The organism is Thermosipho affectus (assembly GCF_001990485.1).
Lineage (GTDB): Bacteria > Thermotogota > Thermotogae > Thermotogales > Fervidobacteriaceae > Thermosipho > Thermosipho affectus.
Genome location: NZ_LBFC01000018.1, coordinates 194880 through 217062, shown reverse-complemented (window position 1 = coordinate 217062; position 22183 = coordinate 194880). Strand labels below are relative to the sequence as shown.

21 protein-coding genes are annotated in these 22183 nt (G+C 32.7%); 2 read left to right on the top strand and 19 right to left on the bottom strand.

Annotated features, from left to right (window positions below; translation table 11 throughout):
• Position 1: 1 nt before the first annotated feature.
• From gatB to XJ44_RS05270, 17 genes are all read right to left on the bottom strand, one after another.
• The gene (gatB, locus tag XJ44_RS05350) at positions 2 to 1432 is read right to left on the bottom strand and encodes an Asp-tRNA(Asn)/Glu-tRNA(Gln) amidotransferase subunit GatB (protein ID WP_077198322.1); all 1431 of its coding nucleotides are present in this window, start codon (positions 1430 to 1432) and stop codon (positions 2 to 4) included.
• On the bottom strand, positions 1429 to 2799 hold the full coding sequence (gene gatA / locus XJ44_RS05345) for an Asp-tRNA(Asn)/Glu-tRNA(Gln) amidotransferase subunit GatA (RefSeq protein ID WP_077198321.1): 1371 nt from the start codon (positions 2797 to 2799) through the stop codon (positions 1429 to 1431). The genes gatB and gatA overlap by 4 nt, the downstream gene beginning before the upstream one ends.
• Positions 2800 to 2898: 99 nt before the next feature.
• Positions 2899 to 4101 carry a hypothetical protein gene (locus XJ44_RS05340; protein ID WP_077198320.1) on the bottom strand — a complete coding sequence of 401 codons (1203 nt, stop codon included), beginning with the start codon at positions 4099 to 4101 and terminating at the stop codon, positions 2899 to 2901.
• A complete protein-coding gene (locus XJ44_RS05335; protein WP_077198319.1) occupies positions 4098 to 5189 on the bottom strand; it encodes an alanyl-tRNA editing protein in 1092 nt (363 codons plus the stop codon). The genes XJ44_RS05340 and XJ44_RS05335 overlap by 4 nt, the downstream gene beginning before the upstream one ends.
• 14 nt (positions 5190 to 5203) lie before the next feature.
• The gene (locus XJ44_RS05330) at positions 5204 to 7360 is read right to left on the bottom strand and encodes a BamA/OMP85 family outer membrane protein (RefSeq protein ID WP_077198318.1); all 2157 of its coding nucleotides are present in this window, start codon (positions 7358 to 7360) and stop codon (positions 5204 to 5206) included.
• A gap of 2 nt (positions 7361 to 7362) precedes the next feature.
• The gene (locus tag XJ44_RS05325; RefSeq protein ID WP_077198317.1) at positions 7363 to 7893 is read right to left on the bottom strand and encodes an ATP-binding protein; all 531 of its coding nucleotides are present in this window, start codon (positions 7891 to 7893) and stop codon (positions 7363 to 7365) included.
• Complete coding sequence (locus XJ44_RS05320; RefSeq protein ID WP_143608997.1) at positions 7881 to 8579, bottom strand: PHP-associated domain-containing protein; 699 nt, start codon at positions 8577 to 8579, stop codon at positions 7881 to 7883. Before XJ44_RS05320 ends, XJ44_RS05325 begins: the two co-directional genes overlap by 13 nt.
• Positions 8576 to 8905 carry a DRTGG domain-containing protein gene (locus XJ44_RS05315; protein WP_077198316.1) on the bottom strand — a complete coding sequence of 110 codons (330 nt, stop codon included), beginning with the start codon at positions 8903 to 8905 and terminating at the stop codon, positions 8576 to 8578. The genes XJ44_RS05320 and XJ44_RS05315 overlap by 4 nt, the downstream gene beginning before the upstream one ends.
• A gap of 12 nt (positions 8906 to 8917) precedes the next feature.
• A complete protein-coding gene (locus tag XJ44_RS05310) occupies positions 8918 to 9397 on the bottom strand; it encodes a hypothetical protein (protein ID WP_077198315.1) in 480 nt (159 codons plus the stop codon).
• Positions 9398 to 9401: 4 nt separating this feature from the next.
• Positions 9402 to 9971 (bottom strand): Holliday junction branch migration protein RuvA, encoded by a 570-nt coding sequence (ruvA, locus tag XJ44_RS05305; protein ID WP_077198314.1) that lies wholly within the window; start codon positions 9969 to 9971, stop codon positions 9402 to 9404.
• Positions 9968 to 10720: a TatD family hydrolase gene (locus XJ44_RS05300; protein WP_077198313.1), complete on the bottom strand. Its 753-nt coding sequence runs from the start codon at positions 10718 to 10720 to the stop codon at positions 9968 to 9970. Before XJ44_RS05300 ends, ruvA begins: the two co-directional genes overlap by 4 nt.
• 64 nt (positions 10721 to 10784) lie before the next feature.
• Positions 10785 to 12977: a D-ornithine 4,5-aminomutase subunit OraE gene (gene oraE, locus XJ44_RS05295; protein WP_077198312.1), complete on the bottom strand. Its 2193-nt coding sequence runs from the start codon at positions 12975 to 12977 to the stop codon at positions 10785 to 10787.
• The gene (locus XJ44_RS05290) at positions 12970 to 13353 is read right to left on the bottom strand and encodes an ornithine aminomutase subunit alpha (RefSeq protein WP_231450338.1); all 384 of its coding nucleotides are present in this window, start codon (positions 13351 to 13353) and stop codon (positions 12970 to 12972) included. The genes oraE and XJ44_RS05290 overlap by 8 nt, the downstream gene beginning before the upstream one ends.
• Positions 13346 to 14764: a 2-amino-4-oxopentanoate thiolase subunit OrtB gene (gene ortB / locus XJ44_RS05285; protein WP_075665964.1), complete on the bottom strand. Its 1419-nt coding sequence runs from the start codon at positions 14762 to 14764 to the stop codon at positions 13346 to 13348. Before ortB ends, XJ44_RS05290 begins: the two co-directional genes overlap by 8 nt.
• Positions 14757 to 15065: a 2-amino-4-oxopentanoate thiolase subunit OrtA gene (gene ortA, locus XJ44_RS05280; protein WP_075665963.1), complete on the bottom strand. Its 309-nt coding sequence runs from the start codon at positions 15063 to 15065 to the stop codon at positions 14757 to 14759. Before ortA ends, ortB begins: the two co-directional genes overlap by 8 nt.
• A gap of 10 nt (positions 15066 to 15075) precedes the next feature.
• A complete protein-coding gene (ord, locus tag XJ44_RS05275; protein ID WP_075665962.1) occupies positions 15076 to 16077 on the bottom strand; it encodes a 2,4-diaminopentanoate dehydrogenase in 1002 nt (333 codons plus the stop codon).
• 177 nt (positions 16078 to 16254) lie between these two features.
• Positions 16255 to 18147 carry a metallophosphoesterase family protein gene (locus XJ44_RS05270; protein WP_077198311.1) on the bottom strand — a complete coding sequence of 631 codons (1893 nt, stop codon included), beginning with the start codon at positions 18145 to 18147 and terminating at the stop codon, positions 16255 to 16257.
• 81 nt (positions 18148 to 18228) lie between these two features.
• Between XJ44_RS05270 and XJ44_RS05265 the strand changes: the two genes are divergently transcribed.
• A complete protein-coding gene (locus XJ44_RS05265) occupies positions 18229 to 20160 on the top strand; it encodes an IGHMBP2 family helicase (RefSeq protein ID WP_077198310.1) in 1932 nt (643 codons plus the stop codon).
• The gene (locus XJ44_RS05260) at positions 20133 to 20723 is read left to right on the top strand and encodes an HAD family hydrolase (protein ID WP_077198309.1); all 591 of its coding nucleotides are present in this window, start codon (positions 20133 to 20135) and stop codon (positions 20721 to 20723) included. The genes XJ44_RS05265 and XJ44_RS05260 overlap by 28 nt, the downstream gene beginning before the upstream one ends.
• On the opposite strand, the gene XJ44_RS05255 is transcribed toward XJ44_RS05260, so the two are convergent.
• Positions 20720 to 21157: a hypothetical protein gene (locus XJ44_RS05255; RefSeq protein WP_075665958.1), complete on the bottom strand. Its 438-nt coding sequence runs from the start codon at positions 21155 to 21157 to the stop codon at positions 20720 to 20722. The genes XJ44_RS05260 and XJ44_RS05255 overlap by 4 nt on opposite strands.
• A gap of 9 nt (positions 21158 to 21166) precedes the next feature.
• Positions 21167 to 22180, bottom strand: a complete 1014-nt coding sequence (locus XJ44_RS05250) for a type II secretion system protein (RefSeq protein WP_077198308.1) — start codon at positions 22178 to 22180, stop codon at positions 21167 to 21169.
• Positions 22181 to 22183: the final 3 nt, after the last annotated feature.

The window sequence follows — 22183 nt, the reverse complement described above, 5'->3', positions numbered from 1 at the left end:
ATCAATCTCCCAACAGTTTCTTTGCTATTTCATTTACCTTCCTTGCATCTGCTTTTCCTTTTGTTTGTTTCATTACCTGCCCCACAAAAAATCCCATCAATCCTTTTTTACCATTCTTGTATGCCTCTACCTTATCTTTGTTTTCATCCATAATCTTTTTCAACATCTCTTCAATTAACGTTTCATCACCTATTACCTCTATTCCCTTTTCTTCCACTATTTTACTTGGACTTTTCCCCGTTTCAAAAACTTCTTTAAAGATTTCCTTTGCAATATTTCTTGTAATCTTTCCATCAACAATCAACTCAAACAACTCTTTAAAATGATGAGGTTTTATTTTCAAAGTATCAAAATCATCTTCAGACGATGTGTATTTTAGAAGCTCTGTTAAAAACCAATTTGATGTCTCTTTTGGATTCTTTGTTTCAAATACACATCTTTCAAAGAAATCCGCAAGTTTAACGGAAGAAGTTAAAATTTTTGCTTCATAATCTGTCAACGTATATTTTTTCTTAAATCTATTTAATTTTTCATCTGGAAGTTCAGGCATCTTTTCCACAATTTTCTTGATTTCTTCCCTTGAAATTACAACAGGAGGTATATCTGGTTCTGGAAAATATCTGTAATCATTTGCTTCTTCTTTGCTCCTCATAGAAATAGTTGTTTTTGTTGATAAATCCCAACCTCGTGTTTCCTTTAAAACGTTCTCACCTCTTTTAAGTTGTGACTTTATCCTTTCAAATTCATATTCTAATGCCTTTTCCACAAATTTAAAAGAATTCATATTTTTTACTTCTACTTTATTGCTCTGGACATTGTTTTCCAAGTCAATTACGGAAATATTGGCATCACATCTCAGCGCACCTTTTTCCATATCACCTGTACTTACACCTAAATATCTTAATATCTGCCTCAATTTTTCTAAAAATTTCTTTGCTTCTTCTGGTGATTCTATATCAGGTTCAGTTACTATTTCTGCAAGAGGTACACCACACCTATTCATATCAACAAAAGAACTTTCAGCCTGGGTAATAGTCTCAGAAGAGTGAATTAATTTTCCCGCATCTTCTTCCAAATGAATTCTGTTTATTCTTATCTTTTTACCATCTAATTCCAAAAAACCTTCAGTGGCAAGTGGATAAAAATATTGTGTTATTTGATATCCCTTTGGAAGATCCGGATAAAAATAATTTTTTCTGTCAAATTTTGTATATTCATGTATTTTACAATTCAACGCAGCGGCTAATAATATACCAAATTCATACATCTGCTTAGATGGCACAGGCAACGCTCCTGGTTGCCCTGTACACACTGGACAAATTGCAGTATTTGGTTCTAATTCAAATACATCCGCACTACAAGAACAAAACGCCTTTGTCTCAGTATTCAACTGGACGTGTATTTCAAGACCAATTACTGGCTTAAATCTCATTTTTTCGCCTCCCATGGAAAAACAACAGGAACATCTCTTTCAATGAAATTTGCAAATCCCAATACTTTTGGATCATCAAACCTTTTACCCATTATTTGCATTCCCACTGGCAAATTGCCTGAAAAACCAAATGGAATACTTATGGCAGGTAATCCTGCAAGATTAGCTGGAATGGTAAAGATATCCATCATATAATAGACCAAAGGATCTCTTACTTCCCCTATTTTAAAAGCGGTAATTGGAGAAGTAGGTGTGATTATAAAATCGTACTTTTCCAAAAAATTGTTTAATCTATTTGAAATCAACCTTCTGACCTTTTGCGCTTTTTCAAAATACGCATCATAATACGCAGCGCTTAAAGTAAAAGTTCCCAACATTATCCTTCTTATAACCTCTACTCCAAGTTGCTTTCTACTTTTTAAATAAGTTTCAAGCAGACCTTTTTCCTCCACTCTAGTTCCAAACCTAATTCCATCAAATCTGGATAAATTAGAACTTACCTCAGCAGGTGCTATTATGTAATACGTTGCCACAGAGTACTTTAACTCGGGAAAAGAAATCTTTTCAACCTTTACACCTTTCTTTTCCAAAAATTTTATAAATTCTTCAAATTGTTTTTTTACTCCTTCTTCAACACCTTCACCAAAGACTTCCTCTGGATATGCTACAACAGCTTTTGAAAAATCCTTTTCTAATAATACTTCAAAATCAATTTTTTTATCAACCGTTGTTGCATCTCTTTCGTCTTTTCCGTAAATTACATTCATCAAATAAGCGGCATCTTTTGTAGTTTTAGTTATAGGACCAATCTGATCTAAAGAAGACGCAAACGCCACAAGTCCATATCTTGAAACCAAACCATATGTAGGCTTAAAACCTATAACACCACAAAATGCGGCAGGCTGCCGTATCGAGCCACCTGTATCACTTCCAAGAGCAGCAACCACCTCTCCACTAGCGACAGCTGCCGCAGATCCCCCACTACTCCCCCCTGCAACTCTCTCTTTATCCCAAGGATTTTTTGTAACAAAAAACGCAGAATACTCTGTTCCCGTCCCCATGGCAAATTCATCTAAATTTGTCTTACCAACTATTGCAAAATTATTCTTTTTTAACTTTTCTACAACTGTTGCATCAAATGGCGGAATAAAATCTTCTAAAATCTTAGAGGCACAAGTGGTCCTTATACCCTCTGTTACAATATTGTCTTTAACAGCAATGGGAATCTTACCACTTGATTGTTCTACAACTGTAATAAATGCGTTAATATCTCCATCTTCTTTTCTTATAACCTTTAAAGATTCTCCTACATAATCTTCTTCTCCTTTAAGTACATCTTTTATAGTTAGTTTCTTGAATTTATTCAACAGGATCACCTCATCACTTCAATTTAATTCAACTATATATTATATCACATAAAAAAAATCCAGGTAACAGTGATTACCTGGATTTCAATTAATCTTTTTTCACTTTAAAACGGATTTTGCAAATATTTTTCCATCTTTTGCGTAAACTTGTATCTTCAAATAGGCCTCTGTGTCTACACCTATAAAATTAAATATAGTAGGATTTAAATTCAATAACACTCCAAAGAAATAATCATCACTGTAATTTTGTTCAATAAATGTCCTATCACCTGGTGTATATTGTTCAGGGCTTATCCCATATAATGTCATCTTGTCACTTTCCAAATTCACATACACAACAGGTGTACCCTCTTCGGTAACTTCAACCCCATATTTTTTACCATTTATTACTTCAAATTTGCTTATTCCTTCTAAATCATCCCAATTCAATCCACTATAATATACCACACCATAGAAAGGTACAGTTGATTGCTGCATACCAGAAAGAGCGTTTAATATAAAATCGGATATGTTAGCAGATATGTAAGCCGTACCACTAAAATCTTCCAAAAATTTGTTTAAATCAACATTCATCTCTTCTGTAACGTTTGTTAAAAGCTTCAACAAAGATTTTGGAATTTTTTTGTTCAAAAATATAAACAAATCTCCTCCTATTTTATTATCACTTAAAATATCCTTTCCTTGTTGTTTTTCCAAATCTAAAATAAAATCTTTAGTTTCTTGGTCTTTGGGAACAATTTCATTGTAAAGTCTAAATGTATTTCCCTCTAGTCTTGCATAACCATACCCTTCTACTTTTAAATCCTCATTAGTATTTACATAACTTACTGCCAAATAGCCTTTTTCTATATTTTCTTTAACCTTGTTAGGTAGCTTTCCACCAAACGGTAAATTTGAAAATACAAAATAACCATCCTTAACCAAGACCTCAGACGGAAATTGCATTCCTGAAAACGCTTCAAAAATTTCCTTTATTTTTTGTGGGTCTTTAGAAGGTCCAATAGCTATAACTGCACTCCCATCGACAGTTGAGGCAACTAACAATTCCTTGAATAAATCCAAATCATCTAAGGTGTAATTTTGCATCATTAGCTGCTGTTCCAAAATACCCAAAACCATCTGTTCAAGACCTATTTGATTTATAAATACATCTCCAGTATTTGTCTTTTTTAAAGCATCGTAAAATTGTGTTAAATCTGGTACATAAAACAACGAATCAAATTTTTCAGGTAAAAATTGGAAAATATTCGAAAAAGCTAAAAATACAAACAATACTCCCACCAAAACCAAAATTTTTTTCATTCTATCACCTCCAACAATCTATTAAAACCTATATTGCTAATATAATTCCCTTTACTTCTTCCCCCGCCTCCTGTACCACCATATATTTCTTTTAATTTCATTATAATTTCACCAACGTTGTACTTTCCAGTTGATGTAAAACTATAACTTTTACCATCAAATAGAATTAAAAGAGCATCTTTCTTGTCAAAAAACTTTGGAATATATCTTAATATTTCTTTTTCACCTTCTAAATAGTACACATCACCAACACTTTTAATTTCTCTTATCTTATACTTTGCCAATTCTTGAGAAAGTCTTTCAACTTTAGATACATACATTTTTAAATCTTCCAACGTTTTTGACACTTTTTCCTCAAGTTCAAATACAGAACTAGTTAAACTCTTTGAAATCCCACCTAAAATCCTATTATACTTTTGAAAGTAACTTAAAGCTAAACTAGAAGCAACAAAATAAACCCTTGTAAGGTTTCCCTTAACTTTTTCTTTTCTCAATATCTTTATTATTCCAATCTCTCCTGTATTCTTCACATGAAAACCACCACACGGTGAATAATCAAAATCTTCAATCTTTATTATCCTTATATCACCTTTCACTTTATCACTAACAGCCTTTCTAAGATTAAATTTATCAAGTTCAAATCTTTTAACCCAAATTTCCTCTACATTATAACATTTTCTCACGATTTCATTTGACAGTATTTCTGCTTCTTGTAATACATTATCTTCAATAAAGGGTACATCTAAATCTATAGTGGTATACTCAAATCCCATTCTAAATCCAACCGTATTTATATCTGCAACTTCATGGAGTGAAGCAGATAAAATATGTTGTGCCGTATGGTGTGCCCTTACAAATTCCCTATGTTTTTCATCTATAAAAACCCCCAAGATTCCTTGTTTTATCTTTCTATCTATTCTATGATATATTTTTCCATCTTTTTCAAACACACCTAAAACCTTGGCATCACCTATGTATCCTCTATCCCCAAGTTGTCCTCCCTTAAAATCCACATAAAATGGGCTATTTGAAGAAACAGCGTATATTTTTTCTCCATCCTTTACAATACTTTCAACAACAATTTCCAATTAGATCCTCTCCTTTAAAATGTTTTTCCCATTAAAAAGAAGAAATTCCACTTATCGTTATAATACGCTTCACCTACTCTTATTAACCCCAACATTGGAACATTTAAACCAAGTTCTACTCCTACAGACCAATCTATCCTATCAAATGTGTAAGTATCACCTACATACGCCATATCACCAAATAACGAAAAGTAAAATGGATAATTACTCTTTTTATCTACATATCTTAAATCATTGTTTAAGAGAAATGCCATATTCCCTTCAAGTGTTGCTCCTCTAAGGCTGTTTAATCCAGACAAATAATTGTATATTTTGTTGCCTTCTTCCTGTAAAAGTTGAGATGCATATAAACGAGAGGCTATCGAAAACTTTCCAACCGGTATATGAATAGATGCTTCCTCTTGAAATTTATACGCAACAGGTGCATTTCCCATAACTTTAAAGTATCTTTGCCCTGTAAAGTTTAGATAAATTCCTTCTGTTGGAATTATTAAATCATCGAGTGTTTCAAATATATATCCACCTAATACGTTTCCTCCCAAATATTCTTCACTAACTTGAGTAGAAACAGTAGTCTTGTAATCTACACCAGCCCCAAAGATATATGAATTGTTGTTTATCTTTAAAGTACTAAGAGATATACTAAATCCCACGTTATTAGTTATAGTTGCATCATCAGTTGAATAAGAATAATTTAATTTCGTACCAAAAATTAACGGTCTTCCAAACGGCTTTCTTATTGAATACTCAAGCCCCACTATTTTATTTTCCAATCCCAAAGAAAGATTTAAACCAATATTCTGTCCAAATCCAAACGGATTAACAGTCTTTAATTGAACTTGCGCTGCAAATCCTTCATACCACGGTTTTCCATCACCAGGAGGTCCCCATGCCCCTCCTCCTATAAAGTTAAATCTTTTTGTTTTCTCTTCCAATTTCAACTTTACATCTAAAACGTTAGTTGAAACAGGCGTAATATCAAAATCTATATTATCGAAAAATTGTGTTTTATAAATCTCAACATATGTTTTTCTAAGTTCACTTTTATTTGCAAAATCTCCAGGTACAATAAAAATTAAATCATCAAAAGTGTATTTCTTTGTTCTCGTTAGACCTTCAATCTTCACATCCCCAAATTTGTATTCAGTTACACTAACAATAAATTTATTATCCTTTATTTTTGGTTGAACATTTACTATGTATTCATTTTTCTCATACCAATCTTTTACCTTTTGTAAAATATCTAACAAATCACTATTCGTCAGTGTGCCAGACGCAGTTATCTCTGGAAAATCATATAAGGTATTTCCTTCTACTTCCACACTCTCAAAAAATAACGGATTTTTTATAAGTCTATTCTGCACAACGATAATTTTCAACTTTTTCGATGGTTTTTCACTTTCCACACTCAAAATTTGTATTTTTGAGTATGGTGAAAAATACACATACTTTCCGAACTCTTGAAATATCCTTTGCAAATCAGACATCTTTGGATAATAAGATTTTTCATCGTCAAATAAACGTAAAAACCAATTTTTTGATAAATAACTTTTATATTCTTTTAATTTTGAGTTTTCCTTTATTTTGGTCAAAATATCCTCTATATTTTCCGTTTCACCGGAAAATTCCACTTCATACAATGCATATTCAGTTACTCTAAAAGTTACACTTGTTGCGTTAACACTTCCCGAAACATAAATAAAAGCCTGCTCTTTATTTTTTGAAAAAACATTCGAAACAATATAACCTTCATCTTCGTACTTTTTTGAGATATTTAAAATACTTTCCCTGAATTTCACAAAACTAAATGGCTTATCTTCCTTTAAAGTAATAGATGCATCTAAAGTTTCCTTCGAAATTAATCCAACTCCTTCTACCACTAAGTTCACTTTTTCCACCTTTTTATTTTCTACCACATCTATAACTAACTCTAAACCTTTTCCTTCAATTTTCGACCATTCCACACTTGAAAAATAACCCGTGGATTTTAAGGATTTTACAATATCTAAAATTGCATAATCGTTAATATCTTTTCCCAAATATTGAGAATATGCAAACTCTAAATCTTTCTCATCAAGTAGTTTCAAACCATTAATAGTTACCTTCTCAAGTACCGTTGCAAATGAAAACAGAAAGATTCCCAAAAAGAAAAGGACAAAAAACTTTCGCATGCTTATTCCTCCTTGTATTCTAATTCTTTAATCATTTCCTTTAAAATATTTATTTTACTTGGAGAATCTAGCTCTCCTAAGTATTTTTTTACAACTTCTGAACTTATTTCATAGCATTCTTCATTTCTGCATCTTTTGATTTGGAAATTTACATTTTTGTTCATTAAAAGTGATAAAAATACAGAAATTAAATCTCCTACAGGTTGACAGTCTATATGTGTCTTTATAAAAGTAGCCCTTACTTTTGTACCTACACCTATTTTTGTCTGTATATCTAAAGTCCCCCCTGTCATCTCAACCGCTTGTTTTAAAAATGGAAGTCCCAGACCAAACCTTCTTATTTTTTTATCCCTCGATGTGTAAAAAGGATCAAAAACTCTATCTAAATCTTTAATACCAGGTCCATCGTCTCTTACCTCAAAGGTAAATTCCCTATCCGTTTCAAATATTCCTAACACTATATTTTTTGAACCTGCTTTCACAGAATTTTCGGCTATATCTAAAACATGATCTGCTATAGTCAAAAGTCCCATATTGTTTTCACCTTGCCTTCAACAATAGAAAGTAATACAGATTTTACCGTTTTTATTTCACAATCTATTATACTATATCTTTCACCAATCTGCTCTAAAAAATGGGCATCAGAAGAAGATATGGCTACAAACCCATTCTTACGTGCTATATCCAGCTCTTCTTTATTTGTAACTTCACAAATATTCACCGATAAACGTGGAAATACACCCAATTGGTACAGAATTCCAAATTTTCTTCCTATATGCGCATATACGGGTATTCCTTCAAACTTTAAAATAAGGGAAATTACTTTTTCTAAAGACAAATCGGTAGGAAAACCCAATGGTGTTTCTTCAACACCTGTAAACTCATCTTTTTCATTGACATATAACTGATATCCAAAGCGTTCCGGATCATAATTAACTTTTGGCAGATGTTTTTTTACTATCAAAGAAAAGGTTTCTAAAGAAAGAATGTCAAAAAAATAACCTAAAATGTGTACATCCTCTATCGTCTGGACCTCAATTCCAGGTACAACTAACTTACCACATCTTTGAAAAACATCTCGGAAACTTTTCACATTTCCTCCTATGTTATGATCACAAATAGCCACAACATCTGGTGCCCTTTTTAATACCTCACCTGGAACCATTGTAATATCCGCGCAAGGAGACAAACACGTATGAATGTGTAAATCACACTTCATCTTATCCCCAATGCATATACCTTTCCCGAAACAACAAATGCATTATCAGGAATCTTTAAAAGACATATATTTTCTTCTTTTGCTTTTTCTATGACTTCATCTGAAAAATCTAAATTCTCACAAAGCAATATCGCTTTGATCCCGGTCATAGCCGCTACAGCAATTATATTCAAATGATTTTGAACGGTAATCCATATAGAACTACTCTCTGCATTTTTCATGACCATGCTTAGTAAGTCCCCCGTATATGCGTGAATGATTTCACAATCATCTCTCAAAAAAACCTCTCTAGCACCTATTTTCTCAATTATTTCGGAAAGTCTCATAAAAAGCCCCCTTTAAGCAGTTTGATCAAACAAAATCCCTAACAAATACTTTGGAACAGACATCCCAAATGCCAAAGCATTTTTGGCAATTTCCAATAACAAAATTTGTCTTTTTAATTCCTCTCTTTTTACAGGGTCTTGCTCAAGTTTCAATTTCATCTCAATTTGCCTTATTTTATCACTTATGTGTCTTGTATCAACTGGTGTACTTTTCTCTTCACTTTTACGACCTGGAATGTACATCCAAACCTTTGTCTTTCCCGCAACTGCAGCTAAAAAAGAACCACGTTTTCTAATGTCAAGATAAATTCCTCCAGAAATTATGTACCCGCCTTCTTTTTCGGCTTTTCTCTTAAAAGCAAAATAATTACTCAGCTCCTGATTTAAAACCCTTAATACACTTCTACTTGCGGGCGCACCATGTGAAAGTCCTGGTTCTCCTAAGTCAAGTTTGTAACCCAACATAGGGTTTGAGATCGCCGAAACTTTCATTTTTTCACCTGCTTAAAAATTTAAGCGCTTTTTTTATTACATCATCTAAAGTATCATCCTTTTCTAAAACTCTATTAACAGCCTTTTTAGATTGAATTCTACTAAATCCCAAGGTAACCAACGCTTCTATCGCCTCAAGCACCTTTTTATCTTTTTTACTCATTGTTAAATCAAATTCCTTCATTGAATCCTTCAATTCCAAAATAATTCTTTCTGCAGTCTTTGGCCCTATCCCTGGAAGCATGGACAATGCTTTTACATCTTCATTGACAATTGCACTTACAATGTATGATACATCATTAGAAGTTATTATCTTTAACGCCGTCTTAGGTCCAAGCTTATTAACTAACAATAGCTTTTCAAACAATTTCAATTTCAAAACATCTAAAAATCCATATAAATTTATTCCATCATCATTTACTATCATCTTGGTAAAAACTTTAATTTTTTGACTTAAATATTCTTCAAAGACTCCAGGATCCCCTACAATAACTTCGTAGACTAAATCGTTTACATTTAAATAAATCTTTCCGTTTTCTATCTTTTCTAAAACCCCGAATATTGCATGTATCACAATTTCACCTCAAATAATTCTGCCGCATTTTTCACAAGAGTTTCTGAAACATCTTCACCCAAAACCCTGTTAATTTCCTCCACAACAAATCTTACATACCCCGGTTCATTTCTCTTTCCCCTAAACGGCTGTGGTGGAAGGTATGGACAATCAGTTTCTGGAACAATATTTTCTTCTCCCACAAATCTGATCACATCTCTTAAATTTTCGTTCTTTTTATACGTTACAGGTCCCCCTATTCCCAAAAAAAATCCCAATTTTACAAACTTCAACGCATATTCCTTATCACCACTAAATGCATGTATTACCCCATTAAAATGTCCTATCATTTCAATTATATTATACGCATCCTCATATGCATCCCTAATATGCACAACAACTGGTAAATTTAACTCCTTTGCCAAAATAAGTTGCTCAGTAAAAACTTTTTGTTGAATCTCAAAAGGTGAAATATTTCTATAATAATCCAATCCTATTTCTCCGATGGCTACTACCTTTTCGTCTTTTGCTAACTTTTCCAAAACCCCAAGATAATCTTTACTCACATCTTTACTATCATGTGGATGAACACCTACTGTAGCGTAAATTTTTTCATAGTTTTTTGCAAGAGATAAAGATAAATAGCTATCTTCAATATTAGTGGCAACATTAACCAAAAACGGAAAATCATTTAACTTTTCTATTATTTCTTTTCTATCTTTATCAAAGTGTTTCATATGTAAATGCGCATGCGTATCTACAAATCTCATATATTATCACCTCAAAAATATTATACCACTTTCAAAAGAAAAAAGTCCCGGAAAACCGGGACTTTTATTTAGATTCTTTCTCCTTTAATTTTTTTACTATAAATGAAGCAACATGTATTCCTTTTGTTCCCCGACCAAATCCTGCATCCATACCATTTTCAATTGCCAAATCATTGTTAATTTGTGTCCCACCTGCAATAATTATAACCTTATCCCTTATACCTTTTTCAATAGCTAATTCGTGGATTTTCTTCATATTTTGTACGTGCACATCATTGTGAGTTATAATCATAGATGCAAGTATTGCCTTTGCTCCAGTCTCAATAGCTGCATCTATGAGCTTTTCAGGTGGAACACTTGTCCCAAGATACGTATATTTTATACCATACTTTTCAATTCCTCCATGTTTAATATCCAATATTTCCCTTAATCCAACAGAATGCTCATCATTCCCCACTGTACCGGCAACTACGTGTATAGGATTGTTCTTTACATATTCGAATATCTCTTCTTCAGGCAAAGTTTCAGGTTTTTTTGGAAGTTCCAATTTATCAATTTCAATTTCAAATGGCACCTTTGCTTTCACTTCAATATATGTTCCTTCAGATGGATGTAATATTGTCTTATGAATAATCGTTGGTTCCTCAAGCCCTAATTTTTCACACAACGCTATAGCAGCAGCTTCTGCAAGTTCTTTAGGTAGTGCAAATGTCATATCCATTTGGATCCAACCATCTGAAAACCACTCAACCTCAGGTTTAATAACCTTTCTTTTCCTCATATCCCTTATCTTCTCAAGTCTAACATTAACATTATCACTTTCATCTAATTCGTCTATAAATTGTATTTTATCTGGATTATGTAAAGTACATCCACCAATTAAATCACATGGCTTTTCTATATCTTTTGGTAAATTGTTGTAACCAAAATGCTCGCAAACTGGCGCCATGTAATCTGCATCTCTTGGTACTACTGTACCTGCAGCTATCTCGCCATCTTTCTTCCTTGCAATTCCATCTCCTATTCTCTCTGGATAATATCCATTATCAACAAACATCCCTGCTTCTAACGCTTCGAAATATCCTCCCATATCCAATATTTCTTCAAGCATTAAAATTGCACGCATTTTAAGTTCTCTGACCCTTTCCCTAATTTTCTTTTCGTCTATTTTCACATACTGCTTCATTCCATCTAATGCTACTAAGGTGTGCTTTGCCGTTTCTACTCCACGTATTGAGTTTACATGCCACGGCACATTTCTACCTTCATCTGGAGTAATAGTTGATTGTAGATCAGCAGAGGTTAGTCTTGAAATCAATGTATTAAGCACATGTATCCTTGTCGCATCAAATAAATCGGATTCTATATATCTTGTATTCATTTGAGCTCTAAATTTAAATCCATCAAATAATTCTCTTAAAGCCACTGCATAAGGAAGGTTATACCTAAACTCGGGCATTGGTGCTACAACAGGTGGCACCGTAGAAAGTGCAATATATTCTTTCTTCATTCCTGCTTTTAAAGAATACATACAATTAATTCCATGCTGTACTAAAAGTTCAGGCATAACTGTCCATGCAAGCTTTGCAGAGGCATTGGCATTGTGTGCGCCGTCAATCTGTAACATGTTAACAGAAGCCATAATTTTCTTTGCAACGGCAGCATCTACAAATGAACGAATAGGGTTAATTCCCCTATACAAAACATTATATTGAGGATCCTGGTGCGCTCCATTTACCCCTTCTTCTGCAAACAAAACGGCAATTTCAGGTCCAGCAACCCCCGACACATAACTGTGAAAGTTTATAGGTCTTCCTACCTCTTCTTCTATCAAATCTAAGGCTTTTCTTGTAGCTCTAAGTTGTTTTCTTGTAATGGGAATACCACCTATACCTTCTGGTGTACCTTCAATAAGTCCATCGTAATGCGATTGTCCCAAAGTCCTTATAACCATAATATGGTCTGCTCCATGCCAAGCGGCCATTCTCATTCTTCTGATATCATCTTCAAACCTTCCGGAGGCAATTTCCGAAGTAATTACAACCTCAGGTTGTGGATCTATACTTCCAAAATAGTGTGCAGCGGGAAGAGGAATAGAATTTTTCAAGTCTTCGCTAACTTGGTAGTACTTGTAATCTCCTATTTTCGTACCTTCAGGAAGTCTTTTTCTCCACACCCACCCTTTTCTCTTTGGCCTATATTTATCCAAATCTTTCAATATTTCATCTATATCTATAGGTTTTTTTGGATCAAGCATCATTATTCACCCCTTTAAATATCCTATCCACATCTTCCCAATACTTCCCTTCTATAAGTGCCCTTCCTGCATCCAAAATATCCATATTTTTCTCTTTAGCTATTCTCCAAACAATGTGACCTGCGCCCTTTCCCAACAAATTTCTCTGAAAAACTAAATCTACAATTTTTGAAGCTTCCAAACTATTAAATCCCATTCTAAGAAGTACTGATCTTTCCACAGAAGGAGAAGTATGTGTTTCTGCAAGCTCTATTAGAGGATCAACAACTTTTTCAACAAGATGCCAAAAGTACTGATTAAGTTCTTCTTCGGTCATCTTTTGTAAATGTTTACTTCTTTCTTTAAAATCGTCTTTTCTAGGCTTCAACTTATTCACCTCCAAGTAAATCTTTAACAATTTGCATTATTTTTTCTTCTGTAGTCTTTGTATCCTCAGCCATAAATTTGATTTCCTCATCACTAAACTTTCTTTTGTTATACCTTTTCATCACTTCTTTTACATAACTTTTTCTTACATTATCCATGTTAAGCTCGATATATCCTATCTGCGAAGGATGCTCTGGAATAACTATTCTTTTCCCAGGCAAGTCCTCATTAATTGGATCTCCTCTTTTTATTTCCATTCCCATCTTTTTTGCAAAAGTAAGCTGAGCAGATGGAAGTTTTCCAGCACCCGTATATTCCGTTTCATTAACCACAATTACTTTATCCTCATCCATTTCAAGTGCAAGTGCAAATGCCGCAGCAAGCGAAGTGTTACCAGCAGGTCCTCTTTGCATACCTTCAAGTTGCGCAAGCATTTCTGTTATATAAAAAACCTCTCCTTGGGAAACAAGTAAGTATTTATCCATATATCTTAAAGCACGTGCTGCATTTTTTGGTACATCTGATCTATCGGGGAAGGTAGCAAAAGGTAATCCAAAACCCGTATGACCCGTAGTAAAATACTTTTTATTAAAATCGTTATCACTTGCCATGTGAAGTCCTTTCAAATTAACACTCGCTGCAACCACTTGTGTTTCTACAGCTCCTGCTTTTTTCAATCCTCTTGCAGTTCCAGTTAAAATTCCTCCACCTGCATGGGTAATCACCACGGCATCCGGATATTTTCCTACAAGCTCTTTTGTTTGCTTGGCTATCTCATAGCCTAAGGTTTCAACTCCTGCTATTGCATATGGTGTGTACAAAGAAGCGTTAAAAAATCCCGTTTTTTCAAGTAAAACTAATGTATAATAAAAAAGTTCTGGACCTACTGTTAATTGGACTACTTCTGCTCCATATGCTTCACATGCCCTGGCTTTTTCTAAAATTTCTGGTTGTCCAATCCATTTACTGTCATAACATTCTTGTACAATTATACATTTTAAACCCCTTTTTGCTGCTTGTGATGCAACTGCCGCTCCATAATTTCCACTAGTTGCGGCAATTACTCCTTTATATCCATGTTTTTGTGCATGATATACACTCACAGACGCCCTTCTATCCTTGTAACTTCCAGAAGGATTTGTAGCTTCATCTTTTATAAAAATCCGTGCACCTTTACCCTTTGGAGCAATCTTTTTTATAAGTCTATTAATTTGTTTTAACTCTACTAATGGTGTGTTCCCAACCCCTGTTTCTTGTTGAATCTCCCTGACCTTTTCTAAACTATATCCTACCTCCTGCATCATTTTTTCATAGTCAAAAACAATATCTGATATTATAAATTTTTCGTAATCTATACCTACCGCTCTTTTCATAATCTCATTTTTTCTAGACATAACTGCATTGTACGATAAATCAGACATTATTATCACCTTCTAAAATCTTTCTAAGTTCCAATCCTACTGTGATAAGTTCTGGAACAGGTTCTCCAAAATCATGTTCATATTTTGGATTAATTGCAACTAGTTTCCCCTTTACAAGTCTTCCCGTTAATGTCTTTATCTCAACTTCCTGTCCAATTTCTGCAGTTTCATTAATCAAAAACCCTTTTATCCTCATCATTAAGGGAACCTTTTGGGTATCTTCTGGCAGTGGTGCGGTTCTTTCCTCTGGTTTTAAAAGTATCTGTTGAATTTGAACCCAATCACCTTTTTTTGCATGCATAAAAATCACCTCATTTTGTTGAAAGGATAGATCTTGGTACAGGTAAATCCGCCATAGTCTTTAACCCAGGTGTTGCATCAATTACTATAGGAATCATATTCGTTGCTATTGCTATTGTAGCCTTACCACCTGGTATTTCCGGCTTTATAGCAAGTTTTATATCTGGATCTCCGTATATTTCTATATAATCTCCTGTTTCCACCCCTTCAAGATGTGGATGTATCTGTTGAGGGTGTTGCATTTCAATAACTACCCTATCACCTATATAAGCCTTTGCAGAATGATTACAACCTGCCACCATACCAGGTTCCACCTTTACGACAGGAGTTTCTCTATGAACATTTGAAATTATCGGCTTTCTCTCTTCTTCGATCTTTGTTATATTCCATCCCAACGCCCTTGCTATCATCATAATACTTTGTGGAAATCCAATGTGTCCAACTATTTTTCCCGTCTTTAATCCTTCTTCAAATTCCTCTGGCGTAGTTCCAACACCTTGTGTTTCCATAACTGTTTTTCCAAAAGGAGAAAGATCATTTATTCTTCTTGCAATAATTTTATCCACCCTATTACAAACACCTGTTAAGGAAAGTATCAAAGTATCAAGTACAAAACCGGGATTTACCCCTGTACCTAAGATGGAAACCCCATATCTTTTTGCAAGACTATCCATGTATAACGATTCCTCCGGGTGTGAATCAAATGGAAAAGCCATCTCCTCTGCTATTGTAATAACATTACAGTGGTTTTTCACTGCATATTCTATTTGCGGAAGTACATCTTTGACAAAAGAAGATGTGGCAATAACAACTAAATCAGGATTTGTCCTTTCTATAATCTCTTTCTCTTTTGAAATCTCAACACCTAACTTTTCCATATTTAAGACTTCTCCAACATCTTTTCCCGCATGGTTAAAATCTATTGCTCCTACCAAGTTCATAAAATCACTTTCAACTATGTTTTTTGCTACTCCACTTCCCATAGCACCTAATCCCCAACAAACTATTCTCATACTAGAACCTCCTTTTTTTAAGACTTTTCATTCTAATGTTATCATGTGTTTTATTTTTTTTCTATCTTGTATAAATTCAATTAATTTTACGTAAAAATAATAAAGCGTAAAAAATAACATTATACACATTTTTATATAGCAATGCTCAAAAAAATAGGTCCCCGTACGGGGACCTAATCAATTTTCTAAATCTCTGGGATAAATATCAAACTCATCGAGAATTTCATATACTTTTGAAAGTTTGTGATTTTCTTCCCTTCCAACCGCTTTTACAACAAAATGGATACTACCATCTTTTACACTACCTACAACATAATGTAAATAACCTGCTGCAGCGGCTTTGGAAAATGGTAAATAAGAGACATCACTGGAATATAATCCATATCCAAAAGGAGCTCCACCTCCGCCAGTTGTTACATACATTACACCATCTTTGAAAAAACGCTCATAATGGTGGATATGTCCGTTAAAAACCGCAGAAACTTTATACTTCACAAAAAGTTCATGCCATTTCTCTCTAAACTCTTGACCCCTTCCTTTTACATTTGAAAAGAAAGGATGGTGAAATAATACAATTACATAAGCTTTTTTCGTCTTTTTTAAATCTTTCTCTAACCATTGAGTTTGATAAAAACCCAAAGTAGTATTCTCTTGAACATCACTATCAAGCACAATATAGTGCACATCCCCCATGTCAAAAGAATACCACTGTTTAAGAAAATCTCCTCCTCCCATTTTTGGTGGCATAAAAGCCTGATAATAGTATACGGCATTATGCTCGTGATTTCCTATTACAGGCATAATAGGGGTTGTTGAAAAAAGAGGATGTCCCGTATTAAAAAACAATCCCCACTCGAATAATTGAGGACCACTTTCTACAAGATCTCCTGTATGAAGCACAAAAAGGGCATTTTCTTTCGACATCTCATTGCAAATAATCTCATGCCAATCTGTATTTGTCCTAGTATCGCCATAAACTAAAAATTTGTATTTTTTGTCTCCTGCAGTCTTAAAGGATATTTTCTCCTTTAAACGACCTACAACAACTTCACCTTCATAATTAGTTGATAAACTTAAATCATCTATCTTAACCATATGAAATGTATCATAAAGATTGTCTTCTATTTTTTTACCGTTTATAAACAATACCGCCGTGCTAGGTCTATTAACTTTGAATGTCACATACACATTATCCGTTGAAAGTCCAGTAAGATACGGTTGCCATAAAAATCTAATCTTTTTTGGCAAATTGAGTACTATCTTACCATTTGAAAAATTCTTTATTTTTAAATCCTCGTTTAACAATTTAAAATTATCTCCAACACCGGAAAAATAAATTTCCCCTTTAAAATTACTGGTTGAAACATCTACTGGTTTATCCCCCTTTAACAATACCACCGTTACATTTCCAACAGGTTTATTTTCCGTATCCAAAACCACATACTTATCTTGATATTCTAATAATCCAAATTTTTCCCTTAAACTATGTACATCCCAATCAACAACAATATCAAATTCAAATTTTGAATAATTACCTACAAACACTGGTTTTCTTGACATAAACATCAAAGCACCTATTCTGTACATAGATAACGCATTTGGAAAAATCACACCATATGCTACATGCCTACACTGAATAAAAGTATAATTTTTTTCCTTAAAAAAGATAGGATCCAAGTCACTTTCTTTGAAAAACATTCTTAACTCTTTTGCTTCTTCTGAAAAGACACTAACGTGTAATCCATTTTGAGTTAACACATACTCAACACGTACATCTTTTGTACCGTTTGTTCCATATGCCGCTATCTTTTCATTACTTACCACTTCTATTTTCTTAAAAGATACTTTAGATTTATCGAGTGTAAAATACATGTTGTATATTGCATCAAACATTGTTTCCTTTAATGCCAAATTTTCAAGAAGCCCATCATTTCCAATAGATGCCACCACATTTTCATTCGATAATACAAATTTCTCATTTTCCACAAATGGCGTCATTCCCTTAAAATTAACAAATGAAAATACCATAGCGGAAAATATTAATAAAAAAGTAATAATCTTCGATCTCATTGCTTAAATACCTCCTTCACATATTATTAGTATATTATATCACTAAAAAACAATGATATAATCTATTTGAGGTGATCTAAATTGGATAAATACATCAAAAGATTAATACAACTTGTTGAATTCGAAAGAAATGAAGAAGTAAAAATAATGGAATGGGAAATGAAAAATCTAACTGGACCACAAAGAGAAAAAAAAGGGCGTGCCGTTTTAGACCTCACCCCAAAAATAATTGGAGAAGAATTAGGTATGTACCTTATAAAATTCGGTAGAAAAAAAGTCATAAACACAGAAATATCCGTTGGAGACGAGGTAATAATAAGTAAAAATGATCCAACAAAAAGTGACATAAAGGGTATAGTCGTGGAAAAAGGCACAAGGTTTATAACTATATCAACAAATAACTTGCTTCCAAAAAGTTTTAAAAAGGTAAGACTTGATTTATACGCAAGTGACATAACATACAAAAGACAAATCGAAAATTTGGAAAATTTAAACAAGAACGGAAAAAAAGTATTGACATACATACTAGAAACTAGAATACTTTCCGATAATGGCATAGAAAAATTCAAAGAAGTAGATAAAAAATTAAACAAATTTCAAAAACTTACAATTTCAAAAGCTTTAAGAAGCAAGGATTTTTTCTTAATCCATGGACCTTTTGGCACAGGAAAAACAAGAACCTTAGTTGAATATATCATACAAGAAGTAAAAAGAGGAAAAAAAGTATTGGTAACTGCGGATAGTAATCTGGCAGTGGATAATTTAATAGAAAGATTGGAAAATAAGGTTTCACATGTAAGACTGGGACACCCTTCAAGAATTTCCAAAAATTTAAAGAAATCATCTCTAATCTTTCAAATTCAAACACACGAAAGATATAAAAATATAGAAAAATTAAAATATGAATTTGAAAAGCTACTTGAAAAAAGAGAAACATTTCAAAAACCCATACCAAAATGGAAAAGGGGACTAAATGATAATCAAATATTAAAACTTGCAAAAAACAACAAAACACAGCGGGGAATACCTCTAAAAGTAATTAAAGACATGGCGGAATGGATAAAGCTAAACAACAAAATAGAAGAAATCAAAGAAAAAATTTCAAAAGTAGAGGAGGAAATAGCAAATGAAATAATCGAAAACTCTCAAGTTGTTTTTTCCACAAACTCCTCTTCTTACATATTGGACAAATACAATTTTAATGTGGTTGTAGTTGATGAAGCTACACAATCTACAATTCCAAGTATATTGATTCCCCTATCCAAAGGTGAAAAATTTATACTTGCTGGAGACCACAAACAACTTCCACCAACTATTCTCTCAAATAAGGCAAAAGAACTTTCTATAACACTCTTTGAGAAATTGATTGAAAAATATCCTAAAAGAAGTGAGGTACTAAAAATCCAATACAGAATGAACGAAAAATTAATGGAATTTCCAAACAGAGAGTTTTACAACAACATTTTAATTTCACATGTAAAAAATATAACACTAAAAGATCTTGCTTTTAGCGGAAAAGATATAATAACAAATCCTAGTAGCATTTTAATATTCATAGACACTTCAAATGTTGAACATTTTGAAAAACAAAAAAAAGATTCTTCTTCATACTTCAACGAATTTGAAGCACAAATTGTTAAACATATTGTAGAAAAATTTCTAAAAGAAGGGGCAGATAAAAATTGGATTGGTATTATTTCTCCTTACGATGACCAAGTAGAATTAATTAGAAGTTACAACTTAGATATCGATATCAACACAGTTGATGGTTTTCAAGGACGCGAAAAAGAAGTCATAATAATTTCTTTTGTGCGATCAAACAAAAGAAAAGAAATAGGATTTTTAAGTGATCTTAGAAGATTAAACGTAGCACTTACAAGGGCAAAGAGAAAACTTATATTAATTGGAAATTCAAGTACTCTTGAAATTAATCCAACGTATAAAAGGTTAATAGAATTTATTAAAGAAAATGATGGAGGGATAAAATGGTTGAAAGCATCATCTTTGATTTAGGTAGAGTATTAATAAACTGGGAACCTAAAAAATATATGGAAAAAGTGTTTGATGTGCAAACAACAAAGTTTTTATTGGAAAATGTCTTTAATACGGAAGATTGGAACCTAATGGACAAAGGGATAATAGATGAAAACGCACTTTGGGAAAAGAAATTAAAAATGTTTCCAAAATACAAAAATGAGATATTACATATGAAAAATAAAGTATTTGAATTACTTACCCCAATAACTGAAAACGTAGAAATTCTTTATAAATTGAAAGAAAATTACAGACTTTACATACTTTCAAATTTCAGTCAAAACGCATTTAAATACATATACGAAAAATATGATTTTTTCAAACTTTTTGATGGACTTGTAATTTCAAGTCATGTAAAATCTATTAAACCAGAGGAAAAAATCTACCAAATACTAATCAAAACGTACAACCTAAACCCTTCAAAATGTTTGTATATAGATGATAAGCTGGAAAACATAAATACGGGAAAAAGATTAGGTTTTAAAGTTATCCATTTAAAAGAACCAAAACTATTAAAAAGTGAAATAAAAAAATACCTTTAAATGCCAGGCCAGCCAAAGTCAAAAGATATACCTTGATCTATTATTTTTCCATCTTTTTTCAACGCAAAAATTACATTAATATATTTATCTACGTACACATACGTTGTAGTGGTAGAAACAAGCGTATAAACAACCTCTCTAGTTGAATTTAAATTATACTTAAAATTAGTATTAAAAACAAGACTTGTGTTTTTGTAAGGATCAGATTCTTTTTGAATATAATCCCAAAATGCCGCATTCTCCGTTAAAAACTTTTTCCAAATATTTGCCCCAGAAACATACATTATCTTTGTGTACGTATTATCAATACTTTCAAGTACTTTTTCTTGTACATGTATTGCATCTCTCGATAAGTAAGATAACAAAAGTGCTGAAACTGCTGAAAAAAATATCAAAATTATACCTACCGAAATATTTAGAAATCCCTTTTTCATATTTTCCCCTCACAAATTTGGAATAAGTAAAATCACTCTTGTTTTTGTAATTTCAAAATTTTTGCTGCCAAATTTCCACGGAGAAGACCACGTCACTAAAAACTTTAATGCGTATATAGAACTCAAATCAAAACTTTGGTTTTTTATCTCGGAAAGTCTTTTTTCTCCGTTAGGATAATACAAGGCATACACTTCAAAACTCTTTACATTTTCCAGTATATCCTGTCTGTAAACTTTTTTTGTTAAATCAAGTATAGGGAAAAATTTTTCTATATAGATTTTTCCAGTGTTTTTTTCAAACACAACTTTAATTTGCCTAAAAAGATTCTTTGAAAATTCTACAGAAGTAAGTGTATTTCTAGACAACGGATAGATATACTTATCCTCGTCACCTAGCATAACCTTTTCCGTTTGATCAGCAAGATTTATCTCTTCAATTTTAAACGTATCCTCAGGACCCACAATTCCAGGAAATTCATCTGGACCCGATATTTTTTCAACATCTAGCTTTACAAATCTTGTAAAATAACCTTCTGTAGAGGGCGATAATTTATTTTTTATTATCGCCCATCTAAAATCCCCAACATACCCCTTAAACAACGGAGAATACGTACCGTCTGCATTTCTTACGAAAAAATTCTTGTATGTTACAACATAAGTTACGTAAAATTCCAGTTTATTTGTATCTTCTTTTACATCTATAGAGTTTGCAAGCCATATGTGATCCGTTATTTCTGAATATTTTTCTCCTTTTTGAATATAACTAGAAACATTCCCTAAAACATAACTAGGTTTATACAAATTTTTTAAAAGTTCTCCACCGCTTCCTGCATATTTTAGTTCATTTTCCAAAATATCGTACAAAAGTGAGACATAACTTTCAGCGTATAAATTCTGCATATTTACTTTTGAAATCTTGTACGATTCCATTATGTTAAAAACTACCGAAAATACTATTTGAAAAGTTAATGTGAGTATAATTAGCGACACAAGTAATTCAACAAAGGTAAAACCTTTTCTCATATT

Excerpts from the sequence above, each read along its gene's own strand:
- ord (WP_075665962.1), bottom strand. The coding sequence starts at position 16,077 with ATGAGAATAGTTTGTTGGGGATTAGGTGCTATGGGAAGTGGAGTAGCA.
- XJ44_RS05270 (WP_077198311.1), bottom strand. The coding sequence starts at position 18,147 with ATGAGATCGAAGATTATTACTTTTTTATTAATATTTTCCGCTATGGTA.
- XJ44_RS05340 (WP_077198320.1), bottom strand. The coding sequence starts at position 4,101 with ATGAAAAAAATTTTGGTTTTGGTGGGAGTATTGTTTGTATTTTTAGCT.
- XJ44_RS05320 (WP_143608997.1), bottom strand. The coding sequence starts at position 8,579 with ATGAAGTGTGATTTACACATTCATACGTGTTTGTCTCCTTGCGCGGAT.
- XJ44_RS05315 (WP_077198316.1), bottom strand. The coding sequence starts at position 8,905 with ATGAGACTTTCCGAAATAATTGAGAAAATAGGTGCTAGAGAGGTTTTT.
- XJ44_RS05250 (WP_077198308.1), bottom strand. The coding sequence starts at position 22,180 with ATGAGAAAAGGTTTTACCTTTGTTGAATTACTTGTGTCGCTAATTATA.
- ortB (WP_075665964.1), bottom strand. The coding sequence starts at position 14,764 with ATGTCTGATTTATCGTACAATGCAGTTATGTCTAGAAAAAATGAGATT.
- XJ44_RS05300 (WP_077198313.1), bottom strand. The coding sequence starts at position 10,720 with ATGAGATTTGTAGATACGCATGCGCATTTACATATGAAACACTTTGAT.
- XJ44_RS05255 (WP_075665958.1), bottom strand. The coding sequence starts at position 21,157 with ATGAAAAAGGGATTTCTAAATATTTCGGTAGGTATAATTTTGATATTT.
- ortA (WP_075665963.1), bottom strand. The coding sequence starts at position 15,065 with ATGCATGCAAAAAAAGGTGATTGGGTTCAAATTCAACAGATACTTTTA.
- XJ44_RS05310 (WP_077198315.1), bottom strand. The coding sequence starts at position 9,397 with ATGAAAGTTTCGGCGATCTCAAACCCTATGTTGGGTTACAAACTTGAC.
- oraE (WP_077198312.1), bottom strand. The coding sequence starts at position 12,977 with ATGCTTGATCCAAAAAAACCTATAGATATAGATGAAATATTGAAAGAT.
- XJ44_RS05330 (WP_077198318.1), bottom strand. The coding sequence starts at position 7,360 with ATGCGAAAGTTTTTTGTCCTTTTCTTTTTGGGAATCTTTCTGTTTTCA.
- XJ44_RS05260 (WP_077198309.1), top strand. The coding sequence starts at position 20,133 with ATGGTTGAAAGCATCATCTTTGATTTAGGTAGAGTATTAATAAACTGG.
- gatB (WP_077198322.1), bottom strand. The coding sequence starts at position 1,432 with ATGAGATTTAAGCCAGTAATTGGTCTTGAAATACACGTCCAGTTGAAT.
- XJ44_RS05325 (WP_077198317.1), bottom strand. The coding sequence starts at position 7,893 with ATGGGACTTTTGACTATAGCAGATCATGTTTTAGATATAGCCGAAAAT.